This window comes from Phocaeicola sp. GP0067, assembly GCF_031119655.1.
In the GTDB taxonomy this organism is placed as follows: domain Bacteria; phylum Bacteroidota; class Bacteroidia; order Bacteroidales; family Bacteroidaceae; genus Phocaeicola; species Phocaeicola vulgatus.
Map to the genome: position 1 here is coordinate 1 of NZ_JAVHZY010000005.1, position 18151 is coordinate 18151.

Consider the following 18151-nt stretch of genomic DNA (forward strand, 5'->3'; position numbering starts at 1 on the left):
AAAAGCCAGACATGCTTCGTCTGGCTTTTGACTTTATTATAACTTGGAGAGAAACACGCACGAGGCCGAATGCTTACGGAAGAATACGTCATTCCGACCGTCGGTTATTCCAACCCTTCCAGCATTCTTTTTAAAACAACTGTAGCAGAAATTTCCCGGTTAGCCGCTTCAGGAATAACCAACGAAGTAGGCGCTTCAATCACCTCATCGGTCACAATCATGTTTCTTCTCACCGGCAGACAATGCATAAAGAAAGCATCGTTTGTCACTGCCATGTGCGCCGCATCTACCGTCCAGTTCATATCCTTGCTCAGGATCTTTCCATAGTCGGCAGGACGGGTGACACCGGGACATGCCCAGTTCTTGGCATAGATAAAGTCAGCCCCTTCAAAGGCTTTCATCTGGTTGTATTCCACCTTCGCGCCACGGACAAACTTCGGGTCCAGCTCATAGCCTTCGGGATGAGTGATGACAAAATCCACATCGGCCTCGTTCATCCAGTCGGCAAACGAGTTGGGAACGGCCTGAGGCAATGCACGCGGATGCGGCGCCCAAGTCAAGACCACCTTGGGACGGTCTTTCTTCTTATACTCCTCGATGGTAATCAGGTCGGCGAAAGCCTGCAACGGATGACCGGTAGCGGCTTCCATGGAGAATACAGGCTTGCCGGAATACTTGATGAACTGATTCAGAATCTTTTCGGTATAATCATCCTCGCGGTTCTCAAAATGAGCGAACGAACGCACACCGATGATATCACAATAAGAAGCCATCACCGGAATAGCCTCCAGTAAATGTTCACTCTTGTCGCCATCCATAATGACACCGCGCTCGGTCTCCAGCTTCCATGCACCTTGATTCACATCGAGCACAATCACATCCATGCCCAAGTTACGGGCTGCCTTCTGGGTACTCAAACGGGTACGCAGACTGTTGTTGAAGAAAATCAGCAGGCAAGTCTTATGCTTTCCCAGGGTTTCATATTTGTAGCGGTCTTTCTTGATTTCGAAAGCTTCGGCAAGGGCACTCTTCAAGTCGCCCAAATCGTGTACGTTTGTAAAGTATCTCATAATTTTTTCATTTATAGTATTATTGTCTTATTTGTCCATCCCCCTGAATAATCCACTTGTATGTGTTCAGTTCCTCCAGTCCCATCGGACCACGGGCGTGGAGCTTCTGCGTGCTGATACCTATTTCCGCTCCCAGTCCGAACTCACCTCCATCGGTGAACGAAGTAGGCACATTCACATAAACACAAGCCGCATCCACCATCTTCATAAAATAATCGGCCGCCCGGTCATTCTCCGTCACAATACATTCACTATGTCCCGAACCATAGATAGAAATGTGGGCCACAGCCGCCTGTATGGTCATAGTCGCCGTCACTGCCATTTTGTAGTCCAGAAACTCTGTTCCGAAAGTATCCGTAGAAGCATGTTTCAGCAAGTGGGAAGGGTAAGAAGTCTTCAGATAATTGTAACACAAGTCATCGGCATAGATTTCCACATTGTCCTGCTGCAAACCGCTACAAAGAGTGGAAAGGTCGGTCAGCCGGTTCACATCTATAATCAGACAGTCCAAGGCATTGCACACGCTGACACGGCGTGTCTTGGCGTTGCGGATAATGGCGGCTCCTTTCGCCACATCACCATCCTTGTCAAAATAAACGTGACACACACCGGCTCCTGTCTCGATAACGGGAATCGTGGCGTTCTGCCGCACATAGTCTATCAGCCCCTTACCGCCCCGGGGGATAATCAGATCCACATAGCCGCGGGCATGGAGCAGCGCGTCGGCCGAATCATGTCCTGCCGGCAACAATGCCACCAGATAAGGAGACAAGTGGGCTACATCCAGCAAGGTATTCCGGATAATCTCCACCAGGATACGGTTGGAGAAATCGGCATCGCTTCCCCCTTTTAATATACAGGCGTTGCCGGATTTGAAACAAAGTGCAAACACATCCAAAGTCACATTAGGACGAGCTTCATAAATAATGCCTATCACCCCGAAAGGCACACTTACCTTGGTCAGCTTCATGCCATTGGGACGCACGGCCTCACTCAGTATTCTCCCCGACGGAGAAGGCAGCGTGGCTACCTGCCGTATGCCTTGGGCTATGGCGTGAATACGTTCCGCCGTCAGTTTGAGACGGTCATATTTGGGATTCGACGGATCCATCGCCGCCAGATCCTTGGCGTTCTCTTCCAGAATCCGGTCCGTAGCAGCCTCCACCCTGTCGGCCAATGCATACAAGGTGTCATTGATGATCTCCTCCTTGCAGAAAGCAAGAGATCCTTTTGCCTGCCGCACCTGTTTAAAAATATCTTTTATCTGTTCCATAGTCACTTCATTTTATCTAAATCATTACCACACCGCATCAGTCCAAATACAAATAATCATAGTGTACCATAGGTTTCTGTCCATGTTTCCCCTGCAATGCACGCGCTTCTGCCGAATCAAATCCGATGCGTCCCACTCCTATCTGCCTGCCCCGGTGGTCTATGATTTTCACTATATCATCTTTTTCAAATTCCCCTTCTATGCGGACCACTCCCACAGGAAGCAGGCTTACCGCCTTCTGTCCTTTCAACACTTTCACGGCCTGTTCGTTCAAATGCAACTCGCCTTTGGCAAAGCCTTCGCTATGGGCAATCCACTTTTTCACGCTGGATACTCCGCCTTCTGCCGGAATAAAGCGTGTACAAACCGTCTCTGCCGGATGTTGCAGCAAATCGACCAGAATATGGTCTTTCTTGCCGTTGGCTATAATGACGGTAATGCCCTCATCGGCCACTTTACGGGCAATGGTAGTCTTTGTCAGCATACCGCCCCGGCCGAATCCCGATTTCTCCGTCTGTATATAGTCCGAAAGATCCTTTCCCTGCTCCACCTCCCGTATCACCTGCGTACCGGGGGTAGAAGGAGAACCATTGTATATGCCGTCAATATTGCTCAGTATGATTAACGCCTGCATATCCATCATGGAAGCGATCATTCCCGAAAGCTCGTCATTGTCTGTAAACATCAGTTCAGTGACCGAAATGGTATCATTCTCATTTACGATAGGTATGACACCGTTCTCCAGCATCACCATCATGCAGTTGCGCTGGTTCAGGTAATGACGGCGCGTGCCGAAACTTTCTTTCGTAGTCAGCACCTGCCCGACGGGAATACCGTGTTCGCGAAACAGCTCATAGTACCGGTTGATCAGTTTTGCCTGGCCCACCGCCGAGAAAAGCTGCCTTTGCTCCACGCTATCCAATTTCTTGGAAGGCTTGATCTCGCTGCGTCCCGAAGCTACCGCCCCGGATGAAATCAGAATGACTTCCACCCCGGCTTTGCGCAATTCCGCCACCTGGTCTACCAATGCCGACATACGCGTCACATCCAGCGTACCGTCTTTACGCGCCAACACATTACTACCGATCTTTACTGCTATTCTTGTAAACTGAACTGCCATTTCTCTTGTTATTTTAGAAACACAAATATAGATATTAAAATCAATCTGTAAAGTCAAATAAGCCAAAAATTAACCTTTATCGTATTTGTGTGCATGTATTTTAATTCTCATCTTTGCAAAATGAAAATATATAACGATAATATTCAATAGGTAAACGTATGGTTAAAGCTATTTTTTTCGATATTGACGGTACATTGGTTTCTTTTGAAACTCATAAGATTCCCGCTTCAACCCATGAGGCATTAAAGGCACTTCGTGATAAAGGCATTAAAATCTTTATTGCTACCGGACGCCCACAATGTTTAATAAACAACCTGGGTGACTTAGAGTTTGACGGGTATATCACCGTAAACGGAAGCTATTGTTTTACCGCCGGCCACCAGCCCATTTATAAAGGTTGCATCCCGCAAGAAGACATTGAACGGCTAATAACTTTTCAACAGAAATATCCGGTACCTTTCGTTTTTGCATACGGCAATGAAATGTTCGTCACAGAAGTGAATGACAGAGTACAGGCTGTTTCCGATCTGATTGAAATTCCTATTCCCCCTGTCGCCTCCATAGAAGAAGCCCGTGGAAAAGACATCCTGCAAATAATGGGGTACTTTACGGCCGAAGAGGAAAAAGAAACAGATATATTCGGCAAAGTGCTGACCCATTGCGAGCCAATGCGCTGGTATCCATTGTTTGCCGACATCATTGCACGGGGCAACAGTAAAAGTACGGGAATAGACAAAGTGCTGGCATATTTTGACATTGACCTGAAAGACACCATGGCTTTCGGTGACGGCGGCAATGATATTCCCATGCTGAAACACGTAGCCACAGGGATAGCTATGGGAAACGCCGAACCTCATGTCAAAGCTGTGGCCGACTATGTGACCACCTCCGTAGATGAAGACGGAATAGCCAATGCGTTGAAACATTTCGGATTAATCTAAAGAAGGTTCGATAAAAGGAAAATGAATGCAGAGAGTATCCTCATGAGAGATCCCAAACTAAGGTTTTTCATGTCGTTTATTAATTTAAGAGATGCAAAGATATTCATTTACTTCTTATTAATTCGTTTCTTGTTTTGATTTCTTGACCCATTTTTCCAGAAAACTCTTTATCTTTACGCAAAATATTTATTAATTGCGAATCTATGAAGAAAACCAATTCTATCCTTTGCGCATTTGTATTGGCAGGCTCGCTCTTCGGCTGTTCCACAACACAGCAGAAGACAGGCGAAACTGACTACACGCAGTATGTTAACACGTTCATCGGAGCAGCAGACAACGGACATACCTTTCCCGGTGCCTGCCGTCCTTTCGGCATGATCCAGACAAGCCCCGTAACCGGAGCTGTCGGCTGGAGATATTGCTCGGAATATGTGTACACCGACTCCCTGATATGGGGATTTACCCAGACACACCTTAATGGAACAGGGTGTATGGACCTGGGAGACATCCTGGTGATGCCGGTTACCGGAACACGCGCCCGTGCCTGGGACGCTTATCGCAGCCACTTCCCCAAAGACAAGGAAGCAGCGACTCCCGGATACTACACCGTAGAGCTGGCCGACCCCGGCGTGAAGGCCGAACTGACCGCCTCTCCCCATGCCGCCCTGCACCGTTATACCTATCATAACGCCGACTCGGCATCTGTATTGATTGACCTTCAGCACGGACCTGCGTGGAACGAAAACCAATACCATTCGCAAGTACAAAGTTGCGAAACCAATTGGGAAGATGCACAAACCTTGACCGGACATGTACGCAACAGCGTATGGGTGAACCAGGATTACTTTTTTGTTATGAAGTTCAATCGTCCCGTCATAGATACCCTGTATCTGCCCATGGCCGAAACTGAAAAAGGGAAACGCATCATCGCTACTTTTGACATGAAGCCGGGAGAGGAACTGCTGATGAAAGTAGCCATGTCCACCACCGGCGTGGATGGAGCCAAGAAGAATATGGAAGCGGAAATAGCCGACTGGAATTTTGAAGGAGTGAAGCAAGCAGCCCACAACGAATGGAACAATTATCTGAGCCGCATTGAAGTAACGGGTACGGATGACGAGAAGACCAACTTCTATACCAGCTTCTACCATGCCCTGATACAGCCCAACCAAATCTCGGACGTAGACGGATGGTACCGTAATGCAGCCGATTCCATCGTTAAAGCCGGTAACGGAGCTTTTTATTCCACTTTCTCCTTATGGGACACTTATCGCGCCGCCCATCCGTTTTACACCTTAATGGTTCCTGAAAAAGTAGACGGATTCGTCAATTCATTGGTAGAACAGGCTGAAGTACAGGGCTTCCTGCCTATCTGGGGACTTTGGGGAAAAGAGACATATACCATGATTGGCAACCACGGTGTTTCAGTTATCGCCGAAGCGTACCGCAAAGGGTTCCGGGGTTTTGACGCCGAACGTGCCTTCAATGCTATCAAAAATACCCAGACCGTATCTCATAAACTGAAATCCGATTGGGAAACTTATATGAAATACGGTTATTTCCCTACAGACTTGATTAAGACAGAATCAGTATCCTCCACACTGGAATCGGTATATGACGATTATGCCGCAGCCGATATGGCCCAACGTATGGGTAAAGAGGAAGATGCCGCTTATTTTGCCAAACGTGCCGATTTTTATAAGAACCTGTTTGATAAAGAAACGCAGTTCATGCGTCCCCGTAATGCTGACGGAAGTTGGAAATCTCCCTTCAACCCTAGTCAGGTTGCCCACATGGAAAGTACCGGTGGAGACTATACCGAAGGTAATGCATGGCAGTACACCTGGCATGTGCAACATGATGTGCCGGGGCTTATTGAGTTATTCGGCGGAGAACAGGCATTCTTAAACAAATTGGATTCTTTGTTCACCTTGAAACTGGAAACCACCCAGGCAGATGTTACCGGCTTGATCGGTCAATATGCACACGGCAACGAACCCAGCCATCACATTACTTATTTATATACGTTGGCAGGCCGCCCCGAACGTACCCAGGAACTGATCCGTGAAATCTTTGATACGCAATATCGTCCCGAACCCGACGGACTCTGTGGCAATGACGACTGCGGACAGATGTCAGCATGGTATATGTTCTCGGCTATGGGGTTCTATCCGGTAGATCCGGTAAGTGGCAATTATGTCTTCGGCGCTCCGCAGCTGCCTGAAATCGTTTTGAATCTGGCCGACGGAAAGACTTTCACGATCATTGCCGAAGGATTGTCAAAGGAACACAAGTACATTGACTGCATCACACTGAACGGTGAACCCTATACAAAGAATTATATCTCGCATGAAGATATTTTGAAGGGTGGGACTTTGGTGTATAAGATGAAATAAGGAATCTACCTCATTACAGGAAGAGGGTATAACAGCCGGCTCCGGCTATATACCCTCTTCCTGTTTTCTGCTCCTGATGCTTTCCAAAGGATCATAATGCTCTAGGTATCATGTCCTTATCCATGAAACATGATCATTATCTGCATAACTTCTGCTTTAGATATCTTGTAACTGCCACATTAAATTATTGCCATGGACCATGTCAAGTCAGAGCATGGTACAATGGGCAACACAAAAATACAACTCTCATATTTGCTCAATCCAAACTTTATTGCGTTACATGTTTTATGTAACATAAAAACTGCAATGAAGAATATTCCTACTAATCCATTTTTAATAACCGGTTACCAAGGCCCCGACTATTTCTGTGACCGCGAAAAAGAAACAGCTTCTTTAATGTCAGCATTAAAGAATGGCAGAAATATTACATTAATCAGTCCACGCCGTATGGGAAAGACAGGACTAATAAAGAATGTATTTTACTATATTCAAAAAGAAAATAAATCTGCCGCCTGTTTTTATCTGGATATATTTTCAACCCAGAATCTTCAGGAGTTTGTATCTCTACTGGGACGAAGTGTGTTGGGAAAATCAGATACCTTATCACAGAGTACCTTAAAATCGCTATTCTCATTCTTTAAGAGTTGCCGTCCGGTCATCAGTACCGATGAAATTACAGGGATGCCATCTGTAACACTCGATTTTATTCCGGAACGTTCAGAAGAAACCTTGAAAGAGATTTTCACCTACCTAAACCAATCGGGAGTAGAATGTTACATAGCCATTGATGAATTCCAGCAAATAATGGAATATCCGGAGAAAGGAGTGGAAGGCCTGTTGAGATCGTATATCCAGTTCACCCCGAATGTGCATTTCATCTTTTCGGGCAGCAAAAAGCATTTGATGGAGTCTATCTTCTTTTCCATCAAAAGGCCTTTTTACCAATCTACGCAGAAACTTTTCCTGGCCCCTATTCCCTATACCCCTTACCGGGAGTTTGCCAAGAAACTGTTTGATGGAAGAAAGAAAACTTTGCAGGAAGATATCTTCCATGAAATTTATCAATCGGTAAAAGGGCATACGTGGTATATGCAATATCTTTTAAACAGATTGTATTCATTGCCACAGCAGACTCCGACGATAGAACTGTTGCATACACTCATGCAGGAAATCATACAGGAGGAAGAATATACTTATCAAACCTATTTCCAGTTTTTAACTTCCAATCAGATTCAGTTGCTGAAAGCTATAGCCAAAGAGGAAATTGTAAGTGAGATTAACAGTGCCACATTCATAAAGAAATATGATTTAAAAGGAGCCAGCAGCATAAATGTAGCATTAAAGTCTTCAATTAATAAGGAGTCTGTCTTAAAAGAGCAGCAAGGATATATAGTATACGATCGTTTTTTTGCAATTTGGCTCAAAGGACTAGTATGAATAATTGAAATCTCCATCACTATGAACTATGAATACAAAAGGAATTCTTATTGCAATTCTGGCATTGGGAAGCATAACGTTTACCAATGCCCAACAGCCTGCCGGCTATTTCTTCAAGGAATTTACTTCAGGAAAAGTTTTATTGAAATTCACTTCTGAAATTATATTCAAAAGATAAGCAACAACCTGTCAAAGAGTTCATTGAAACAGAAAGGGTCAAGATACCCCCCAAAAAGATATACTAAAAGTCTTGAAACGGTTTCAATAAAAAGAGGCGTCCGAAAAGTTGAATCTAGTTTCTTCAGGTTCTTATAAAAAGCAGAGCAAGCCCCCACTATTCAGTGAAAGACTTGCTCACAGCTTAAAGTTTACTCCTTATTATTTTCTATCAAAGCATCTTATTACTCTTTATTATCCGTCGTATAGCCTGGAGTTTGTTTCAATTCTTTGTTATTGGTCAAAGTATTAGCATCAATCGGCCATAACAATCGGCTGGAATTTGCAGTAGAATACTTCTCTGTATACCCTAAAGTACGGATATCATACCACCGTTTTCCTTCATACATTAATTCACGGAGCCGTTCTTTCAAAACAGCTTCCACCGGATTTTCATCACCGGCTACAAAAGGATTATTGGTGTAAAAATCACCTTTGTCATTAGGATAAGCTACAGTAGCCTTATTAGCCTCAAAATACTCTTTACCATAAGCACGTTCACGCACCGCATTGATTTCCGCTGCAATATCTTCCCCCAACAATGCCTTGGCCTCCGCCAATAACAACAAACAATCTGCATAGCGGTAGATGGGATAGTCATCCAACCAGCTACGTGTAGAGCTACCAGCTATCATCGTTCCTTGGAATTTATAAGGAATAGGAGCTACATATACCAAATTACCATCAGCATCCTTCTGATAAACAGCCTTTATAGAGCCTGCCTTGCGTGTATCCCCCTTCAAGAATACTTTATTATAGAAATCTTTCTTAATCTGAAGTCTAATCAAACCATTCATTTCAGCATCTTTAGTATCAGCATACGAAACCCCATCTTCATTAAAATAAATGCCTGAGGTCATGTAAGCCTGTTGAGGAACCAAAGTCATTCTATAAGAATCCTTCCACATATCATATTCATCTTGTCCGTTATGGATGGTGAAAATGATTTCTTCGTTCTTCTTATTATTATAAGCAAAAACATCGGTAAAATTGCTTTCCAAACCTATTCCCGGACAGTTTTTAACTTCCTGCAAAGCCGATTTTGCCATGTTATAATCAGTTGCTCCACCGTCCATCTGCTTACCGCTCCACAAATAAACTTCACCTTTCAACATTTTAGTTGCCCCCAATGACCAATAATGCTTCCCATATTTATAAGAATAATCATTGCCAAATGCTGCTTCTGAAGCAGATATATCATTCTTGATTTGTTCCATTACAGCACTTGCAGGAGAAGCCGGTTTCAGGATGTTAGCCAAATCAATGGTAGAACCACTGGTATAATCCAAATGTAAAATTACATCTCCCCATGAACGGAGCAGATGAAAATACAAGAAAGCACGCATACCATAAGCCTCACCCAAATAATAGTTCTTCGACACCTCTGGCAACAGTTGGGTTTCTGTTGTTTTGGCAATCATCAAGTTTATCTGATTAATAACCCCATACAAGTCAGCAAAGTTACTTAGTCCCACATTTTCCGCATTCAGCGAATTATAAGGAAATCTTTCCATTCCTTGAGTCGCTTCACCACCAAATGGATCATCACCATAAATATCCGCACGAGGTTCACCTAAAATAAAGAGATTATATGTCCGTTCCCTAAGTTGAGCATGCAAACCTACATTAAATGCACTGAAATGAGTGTCACTTTTCCAGTAATTGGGATCAGTAATAGTACTTTCTGATTCCAAATCCAAAGAATTGCATCCTGTTGCCATCGGCAACAGGGTCATACCAGCTAATACATATATAAATATCTTTTTCATAATTATCTTCCTATTTTAATCTTAATTTATTTAGAATGTTACAGATAATCCGAACAATACAGTTCTAGGAGTAGGATAACGTCCGTTATCAATACCGCGACCATAGGTAGTACTTACCACCGGTTCGGGAGAAACGCCTTCATAACCGGTAATATAGAATAAGTTCTGTCCGGTTACATAGACAGAGGCATCGGTCATGTGTACTTTGCTAATCAGTGATTTGGGCAATTGATAACTCAACGTAATTTCACGTAAAGCCAAATAATCTCCTTTCTCATAAAAACGTGAGCTATTACTATCAGCCGCAGTATTACTATCGTTGGAACGGGTTATGTTCTTTTTGCTTAACTGATCTGCATAATAGAACTTGGGCAAATCCGAATTAGGGTTTGCTTCGCTCCAAGTATCTTTCACCTTATCGATAACATTGAAACTACCCTGATATTGTCCCAATGAACGAGCAGCCAAATCATTGTATAATGTATGACCTAAAGCATAGTCAAAACGAGCATACAATGAAATACCTTTATAACCAAACGTTGTAGAGAAACCACCTGTAATATTCGGGAAAATATTACCAACCACGTAGCGATCATACCCATTGATGACATCATCACCATTCATATCTTCCCAACATACATCACCCGGTTCAATGGGTTGCCATCCTGTTGATTCTTTGTAAGGTTTATTAGTTAACGGATTAATTTGATCGGCCAAGCCCGGACCATACAGATTCGCAACTTCATCAATACGCATATTAGCATGCTGTTTCACATCATCCCAATCTTTGAAAATATGTTGCTGTTTATAGGCTACCAATTCACCCAACTTACCTCCTTCTTGACGACCTGCAATCCATTTTGTCGGGAATTTACCATCTGCACCTACTTTTCCAGCAGCAACTTCGTATCCACCAACCCGATTTTTGTCTACACCATTATAAGGCAGGCTAATTATCTTATTAGCTACAGAAGAAATATTGGCATTCATATCCCAAGTAAAGCCACCTTTATTAATGATGTTAGCCCTGACTTCCGCCTCAAAACCATAGTTACGCAACGTTCCTTGATTAGTTACAATATCAGAAAATCCGGTATATCCCGGCAATGCTTGTTTCGTCAGCAAATCTTTTGTATCACGGCTGTAATAATCCAAAATAAAAGATAACCTATTCTGCAAGAAGCCAATATCCAAACCCACCTCAAATGTCTGACTCTGTTCCCAACGGAGATTAGTATTTAACAGTTTGGAATTGTAAAGTCCAGTTGCGCCACCATAGTTTTTAGATTCCACTTGTGCATACTCCCCATACACTTCATAGTTACCAATACCGTTTACATTACCATTCACACCATAACTTACACGAGGCTTTAGGTTAGAAATAACTCCTGATACTTTTGAGTCTTTCCAAAAGTCCTCTTCCATAACATTCCAACCGACAGACACGCCTGGGAAAAATCCCCAACGATTATCTTTCAAACGAGAAATACCATCATAACGCGCTGTAAAAGACAACAGATATTTCATGTTATAGTTATAATTAATACGACCAAATCCAGACAATATGCGATAAGCTGTTTTCTCAGTTCTAGTAAAAGTACGATTAGAACCAACATTCAATGTCGGCACATCATCTGTAGGAGAGCCCTGTGTCTTAGCTTCAAAGTCAAACTGATTGTAGGTATAGTATTCACCACCAATCATCGCTTCCAAGTTATGTTTTTCTGCAAAAGTACCAGTATAAGTCAAAGAAGCATTCAATTGAACCTGCTGATATTTTTGCACCCACGCTTCTGCCTGACGGGTTGTTTCCGGTGTAGTAGTGGTCTGGGTCTGATAAGCTTTATTGAATTTTTCACGCTGGTAATCATAATTCAATAAAGAAGCATTTCCATTCAATACCAATTGTTTGGGAAGAATATCCAAAGTAAAACCGATATTATAAGTAGCGCGTGTAGTACTGTTCTTCTGGGTAAGTTTATCTCTGTAATAAGCAGGGTTACCATCACCTGTTCCAAATCCGGCTGCCGGAGTACCATCTTCATTCCAAGGATTCCAAGTAGGGCGCTGAGAACGAGTACGGTAGAAGAATTCGTAAGAACCAATCCACAGTTCCGGACGAGTAGACCAAACATAAGAAACACCAGCTTTCACATTCAAAATAGGCAATATTTTATATGAGGCGTTGAATGAGCCACTGAATCGTTGAAAACCTGTTCCCTTAATCATACCATCTTCATTATAGTATCCCAAACTACTGGCAAAAGTACTTTTATCATTACCGCCTGTAATATTAAGATAATGATCTTGTGTAATGGCACTACTACTGAACACCTCATCATCCAGTTGGCCTGAATAATCTTTGAATAAAATTTGCTTTCCTTCATAAAATGGATCGTCCATCACAGACCATCCCTCATTTTTCAAATGAGCATTATCATCTGTCAAATACTGGATATCAAACAAGCTGTTTCCAATGCCATATCCTTGCTGAGTATCCACATTAGTACGTCCGGTTCTCAAATATCCCAAACGGTTATAATAGATATAATCCTCTGCATTACAGAATTCATACCCTTTGCGAGTAAAGTTCTTACCTATTTTAAATTTATAGTTAATCGAAGTTTTACCTTCCTTTCCACTCTTGGTTTCTATCAAAATAACACCACCATTTGCACGAGCTCCGTAAATAGCTGTAGAAGCAGCATCTTTTAATATCTGAATAGATTCGATATCAGATGGATTAACATCCGACATACTATTACGCACAATACCATCAACAACCACTAAAGCATTACTATTTTCGCCAGTAATTGTCGCCCCACCACGAAGAGTTATATCAGGATTAGTACCTGGTTGACCAGTCGTATTTACAACACGCAACCCTGTTACTGAACCTTGTAAAGACTGACCTGCATTACTGTAAGCCGCATTCTTCAATACACTATTGTCCAATTTCGAAATTGCTGTAGTCAAAGCAGCGCGTTTCTGCGAACCGCCGTAACCGGTAATCACCACTTCATCCAATACTTCCGTATCATCTTTCAAAATGATATTCAACGACTGTCCTACATACTTAATCTCCTGAGTTTTGTAACCGACGAATGAAATCTGAATTACATCTCCATTCTTTACATTGGTTAAAGTGAAATTGCCATCAAAATCAGTAATAGTACCATTGGTCGTTCCCTTTACTATTACAGATGCACCAATAACAGTTTCACCTGTACCATCTTTCACCACACCGGTACAAGTTTCACTCTGCTGTGTGATTTCTACATCGGTTATGCCTGAGACAGGCACTGCATAAGCTGCTCCAGTTGTTGTTCCCATCAGGAATAGCAGCATACTGACTGACTTTAGCCGTTTTAACATAGCTGTGATTTTTTTTAATTATTTATTGAAAATCATATAATCCTTTTTGGCAAAGTTCTTTTGGAACTATGTATTTCAATTAAATTTAGATTTGCGGCGCAAATATATTATATATTTAATTAAGTAGCTTATATATAATAAAAATATTTCGGTTTAAGCTGCGTTTTTAACAATATCGAATGAAAGAATGAGCTATTTCCACTGAATAAGTTCTTCAATTTCTATTTTATCTTCATTTATTTCTTTAATTTTTAGAATATAATATTGATGCATCTACATCATAAGGTAGAAACTTGGTACATTACATTTCAGGCTGTTTAAAACGTAAAAGGCTCAAAAGGCTTCTTTTTTACATTTCAATTTTGAACGGACTATGCAGTTAATCAATTATTTATATAACTTTATTATTTCTATCAATGCGTATATTCCTTCTTATAGATTATAGGGACAGTAGAAAATAAATAGAAAAAATCCTCTGCTAACTGCTTCTATTTCCCTTATTTACATATTCATTCTGTATGCCTATTATTTTAATATAGTGATTTCCAGATATTTATATATTATCATAGTTCCAAAAGAACTATTTTTGAAAGTCAATAGATAATCAGCAAAAAAACGGAGATATGTCAAATAAGCAGCTCCTTTTAAAGAATTTCATGAATGTTAAGTGAGCTACAATCCATGCGTAATACGCTTTGTCAGAATCAGAAAGTCAAATGATTTTAGAACAAAATGTCGGAAATGTAATCACACTGGTAGAATATCTGCAATTACTAAACCTGCGTTGTTTTTCAGATCAATCTGTAGAAATGTGTCAATGATGATACATTATATACCTATTCCCCAATATCAAGTGTACGACAACACCTTATACAGCTTATATGCCGGTAACTTCTTTAAAGCCGAGCGCCCCTTCCGCAACATTGGAACAAGTGGATCGAATCCGTTGCAAATGTTTCATCCTTTACGTTGCTTTATCATAGGAGCAAACAGAATATCGGGAAAAAGAGTTTTTGAATATAGACTTAATCAGGTTGTTTTAAATAAGGTGTGTCGCCTGCGTGTACGACACACCTTATTTAAAAATGCTTAGTGTGAAATAGAAACTTGAAAGAGCTTGAACACCTGATCCACAGAACCGAAATCTATCTTATTTTCTTCGATGTATCGGTTCCATCGGATTTGTTGTTTTTTAGGGAAAAGCTTTAAAAAACTCTTCTTGTTATAAAAGCGTTTCGTTTTTTTACCCACACCAACTTCGTACATTTTATTAATTCCGGTAACAATACGTTGGGCGTCCTGTATGCCACCGGATAACCCTGTACCTGTTAATCCTGAATAGTTATCCACGGAAGCCGTTTGTGTAGTTCCTCCATACGAAATCTTTTTGGGAGCTCTTCGTGTATCACCTGTATAGATTACATTGAATTTGGGCTGAGCTTGGATTACCTCTATCGCTTCTTGCTTTCCTATCAAGAAACTTCTGTTGCCTATGCGAAGCACCGCTATCAATTCCGGATCAGAAAACTCCTTTTCTTGTTGTTCCGGATCTTTAAAGACATAATGTTTCTTTATCAGATCATAATTGACCGGAGCCGTAAACTGTCTTCCATCTTTATATACAATCAAGCAATCTTGAAATTCATCAAACAGATAAGAGGAATTGTCCTTAGTATTTTGCGCAAACAGACCCACACAAAATATCCATATCCCTAACCAACATAAAATCAGTCTCATATATTTTCAGTTAATTGTTTATCTCAAGAAAGGGTGAGCCTGAAGCCCACCCTTTCATTTATTATAAAAAAGAATTCACCTGCGTTACGGAAGGAAAGTAACACGTACTTCATACATACGCTGATGTTGCTCCACTCCAGCAGGGCGATGAGCGATATTCTTCACCAGATAACGACGAGGCTTGGTAAAATCTCCCGGCATACCCAATTTAGGAGAGTCACCTACGGGTTCTACCGTACAGACAGAATAGCTTACCAGATAAAGTTCACCTATGATTTCATTCTTTCTAACAGGAAGAACTACATATTGTGAACGGTTATCAACAGGATTCACCAATTCAAAGTCACCGGAAAACTTGCTGCCATCAAACAAGAACCCCTTGTTAGCTGTCGAATATTGTACATCCGAAGCGGCATATACGTTTAATACATATACCTTGCCATCAGGCGCACTGCTATCGGATTCTATTGTTTCCGACCCTTCCACTTTTATTGATTCTCCGGCAGCCACAACTTTCCCATCCGGCATGGTATAGGGAGCTCCAGTTCTGTTAACCCACGTAAAAACGTCAGAACTTCCAATCAAACGAGTATCAATATAATTGTCCACCCATTTGTTCCAGTTAACTGCATAAATCTTGTCATTAAACAATTCCCGGGCTTTTAACTCGATTTTGCTTACCCCTACTTCTGAATAAACAGATTCCGGTGCCTCTTCATAAGTCAATCCGGCAGTACAACTAGAAATAACTGATGCACTGCACAACACAGCTGCACCTATACATATTTTATTTAGCAATTTATTCATCATAACTATCTTTTTTTAATTGTTATAGTTGAAGTTTTTCCATCCCGGATTCTGTTGCAATTGTGTATAGTCTCTCAACATGGACTGTGAAAATGGTACAAAGTAGTATCTTGCATCATCAAACTTTCTTTCATAATAAGAATACGGCATCTCAAAAGTCTGGAATTTAGGAGTAAAATATCCTTCACCACCCGGCTCTACAGGATAACCATTCTCACCAGCCTTTTCGCTTTCCATACCTTTACGGAAAATCCATAATCCTCTGGAAGGAGTATTCAACTCTTCAATAGTCGTTTTGCCTTCTGCTTCCCCCCAACGCAATAAATCGAAATAACGGAAGCCCGGACATTCAAATGCAAATTCCAAACGACGTTGCAGTTTCATTTCATTCCACAAATCATTGCCGTCATAATTAGGCAATCCGGCACGATTACGGATTTCATTGATATAGCCTGCCGCATCGGTCTTGCCTAGTTTAATACTTGCCTCGGCACAATTCAGCAACACTTCCGCATACCGTACATTGAAATAGCAAGTCTGACGCTGGGTGTCAAAATCCAAAGTCCCGTCCGTATTGATTTTATTAAACTGAGAGTACTTCCTTGAATAATAACCAGTTATTGTTTGTGCGGAAGCTCGGTTGATTGGTGCGGAATTTAAATTTTCCATCACTCTATACCCAGAATGTAAAGCACTGTATTTTAAGGTCTTTTCATCTAGTGTAGTATTGTCAATCCAAGTTTGAATAATATAACGTTCTTCTTCCGGTCCCATATATGCTCCATCGTAAGTAACTGTGGAATAGAAGCGGCTATCGCGATTCTTGAACATATCGCGATAATTAGCAGATTCTCCTTCTAATTCTCCTTCTGCATTTCTATGGATTCCCATGGCTTTTGCCTGTGAAGTTTCCCACCAATTTTTCCATTTGCCATCAGCGTCATCTTTCTGTAAATAACAGTCTACCAAATCCTGTGTAGGAAATAAACCTGAACGACGCCCGTAAGAATAAGTCGCATCTTCGGTTGCTCCATAATAATTCCCGTCAGGTCCGTTCTTTGCAGTTGGATTGAAACCACTACGTTGGTTTTCTTTAAACATGACCGGCCAAATTGACTCAACGCTTGTATGTGACTCTGTTTTTGTGAACAGATCCTCATAATTCGGTTCCAAACTGTACTTGCCTATCAATCCTTTAGCTGCATTATAAGCCAATTCATAATAATGATTTGCATTCTTCTCAAACTTGAACAAGCCTTCAGCGTCATCCGAATATAGACCTTTGGCTGAAGCATCGGCCGCATTGGCTGCATATAAAGCCACGCGCGAGATGTATGCGTTAGCTACATCTTCATTTACCATACCAAGCGTATGCGTTCCACCATAAGCTTTAAAATAATCTACGGATTTCTGCAAATCGTCTAGAATATTGTCGAAAATAGTTTCGCGTTTAGTACGAGGCAAATAGGTTTCATCTTCAATCGTTAACGCTTTGTCTACATAAGGAACGCTTCCCCAAAACTTTTCCATGTCAAAATAAATAAAAGCACGGAAAAAGTAACATTCACCCAAGAATTGGTTCTTCTGAGCTTCTGTCAATATGCTGCTGGAAGAAATTTTTTCAATTCCAAGATTTACAGCACGAATGTTTTTATAAGCTCCACTCCATGGGGCGCTGAAACAAGTGATACCATTATTTTCATCATAAGTACGTTTGTTAAAATTGTACTGTCGATACGTATCCCAGTCCTGTTCATAGTTTCCCTGACAGTTATCTGACCACTGTTCTGACTGGAAGGTGTCACCAGATGCCGATTGGGATATGAAATAGAAATTGTTCACATAAGAACGAGCCAATTGAGGATTTTCCCAAAAGCGTTCTTCATCCACTTTTGTTGTAGGTTCTATTCCTAACGGATCACATGCAGTTGTTACTCCCATCATCGAAGAAAGAAATAACCCGGCCAGAATATATTTAGTTGTTTTATTTTTACGTTTCATATTAACCAA

General features: G+C 41.6%; 12 protein-coding genes. 4 read left to right on the plus strand and 8 right to left on the minus strand.

The genetic code is table 11. The features are described from left to right. Positions 1-104 precede the first annotated feature (104 nt). Genes RE317_RS05560 through proB form a run of 3 tightly spaced genes read right to left on the minus strand, consistent with a single transcriptional unit; the run spans position 105 to position 3463 of the window. Positions 105-1070, minus strand: coding sequence for an acetylornithine carbamoyltransferase (locus RE317_RS05560; RefSeq protein WP_005850823.1), 966 nt, complete (start codon positions 1068-1070; stop codon positions 105-107). Positions 1071-1089: 19 nt separating this feature from the next. Beyond that, the gene (locus tag RE317_RS05565) at positions 1090-2343 is read right to left on the minus strand and encodes a glutamate-5-semialdehyde dehydrogenase (RefSeq protein WP_008667501.1); all 1254 of its coding nucleotides are present in this window, start codon (positions 2341-2343) and stop codon (positions 1090-1092) included. A gap of 37 nt (positions 2344-2380) precedes the next feature. Then, positions 2381-3463: a glutamate 5-kinase gene (gene proB, locus RE317_RS05570; RefSeq protein ID WP_005850817.1), complete on the minus strand. Its 1083-nt coding sequence runs from the start codon at positions 3461-3463 to the stop codon at positions 2381-2383. A gap of 158 nt (positions 3464-3621) precedes the next feature. Between proB and RE317_RS05575 the strand changes: the two genes are divergently transcribed. The 4 genes from RE317_RS05575 (at position 3622) to RE317_RS05590 (ending at position 8415) form a co-directional block, all read left to right on the plus strand. Next, positions 3622-4404, plus strand: coding sequence for a Cof-type HAD-IIB family hydrolase (locus RE317_RS05575; protein ID WP_008667505.1), 783 nt, complete (start codon positions 3622-3624; stop codon positions 4402-4404). A gap of 203 nt (positions 4405-4607) precedes the next feature. Then, positions 4608-6800 (plus strand): GH92 family glycosyl hydrolase, encoded by a 2193-nt coding sequence (locus RE317_RS05580; protein WP_008667506.1) that lies wholly within the window; start codon positions 4608-4610, stop codon positions 6798-6800. 306 nt (positions 6801-7106) lie between these two features. Beyond that, complete coding sequence (locus tag RE317_RS05585) at positions 7107-8237, plus strand: ATP-binding protein (RefSeq protein ID WP_008667507.1); 1131 nt, start codon at positions 7107-7109, stop codon at positions 8235-8237. Positions 8238-8265: 28 nt separating this feature from the next. Then, positions 8266-8415, plus strand: coding sequence for a hypothetical protein (locus tag RE317_RS05590; protein ID WP_229093876.1), 150 nt, complete (start codon positions 8266-8268; stop codon positions 8413-8415). Positions 8416-8638: 223 nt separating this feature from the next. Here the strand turns inward: RE317_RS05590 and nanU are convergent, their stop codons facing one another. From nanU to RE317_RS05615, 5 genes are all read right to left on the minus strand, one after another. Further along, a complete protein-coding gene (nanU, locus tag RE317_RS05595) occupies positions 8639-10222 on the minus strand; it encodes a SusD family outer membrane lipoprotein NanU (protein WP_005850809.1) in 1584 nt (527 codons plus the stop codon). Positions 10223-10252: 30 nt separating this feature from the next. Beyond that, positions 10253-13597, minus strand: a complete 3345-nt coding sequence (locus tag RE317_RS05600) for a TonB-dependent receptor (RefSeq protein ID WP_008667510.1) — start codon at positions 13595-13597, stop codon at positions 10253-10255. 1089 nt (positions 13598-14686) lie between these two features. Next, a complete protein-coding gene (locus RE317_RS05605; RefSeq protein WP_008667514.1) occupies positions 14687-15334 on the minus strand; it encodes a hypothetical protein in 648 nt (215 codons plus the stop codon). 84 nt (positions 15335-15418) lie between these two features. Next, a complete protein-coding gene (locus RE317_RS05610; RefSeq protein ID WP_005850802.1) occupies positions 15419-16144 on the minus strand; it encodes a hypothetical protein in 726 nt (241 codons plus the stop codon). 12 nt (positions 16145-16156) lie between these two features. Beyond that, the gene (locus RE317_RS05615) at positions 16157-18142 is read right to left on the minus strand and encodes a RagB/SusD family nutrient uptake outer membrane protein (protein ID WP_005850800.1); all 1986 of its coding nucleotides are present in this window, start codon (positions 18140-18142) and stop codon (positions 16157-16159) included. Positions 18143-18151: the final 9 nt, after the last annotated feature.

Coding starts and splice junctions, on each gene's coding strand:
- nanU (WP_005850809.1), bottom strand. CDS start 10,222: ATGAAAAAGATATTTATATATGTATTAGCTGGTATGACCCTGTTGCCG.
- RE317_RS05575 (WP_008667505.1), top strand. CDS start 3,622: ATGGTTAAAGCTATTTTTTTCGATATTGACGGTACATTGGTTTCTTTT.
- RE317_RS05600 (WP_008667510.1), bottom strand. CDS start 13,597: ATGTTAAAACGGCTAAAGTCAGTCAGTATGCTGCTATTCCTGATGGGA.
- RE317_RS05585 (WP_008667507.1), top strand. CDS start 7,107: ATGAAGAATATTCCTACTAATCCATTTTTAATAACCGGTTACCAAGGC.
- RE317_RS05610 (WP_005850802.1), bottom strand. CDS start 16,144: ATGATGAATAAATTGCTAAATAAAATATGTATAGGTGCAGCTGTGTTG.
- RE317_RS05615 (WP_005850800.1), bottom strand. CDS start 18,142: ATGAAACGTAAAAATAAAACAACTAAATATATTCTGGCCGGGTTATTT.
- RE317_RS05580 (WP_008667506.1), top strand. CDS start 4,608: ATGAAGAAAACCAATTCTATCCTTTGCGCATTTGTATTGGCAGGCTCG.
- RE317_RS05605 (WP_008667514.1), bottom strand. CDS start 15,334: ATGAGACTGATTTTATGTTGGTTAGGGATATGGATATTTTGTGTGGGT.
- proB (WP_005850817.1), bottom strand. CDS start 3,463: ATGGCAGTTCAGTTTACAAGAATAGCAGTAAAGATCGGTAGTAATGTG.
- RE317_RS05560 (WP_005850823.1), bottom strand. CDS start 1,070: ATGAGATACTTTACAAACGTACACGATTTGGGCGACTTGAAGAGTGCC.
- RE317_RS05590 (WP_229093876.1), top strand. CDS start 8,266: ATGAATACAAAAGGAATTCTTATTGCAATTCTGGCATTGGGAAGCATA.
- RE317_RS05565 (WP_008667501.1), bottom strand. CDS start 2,343: ATGGAACAGATAAAAGATATTTTTAAACAGGTGCGGCAGGCAAAAGGA.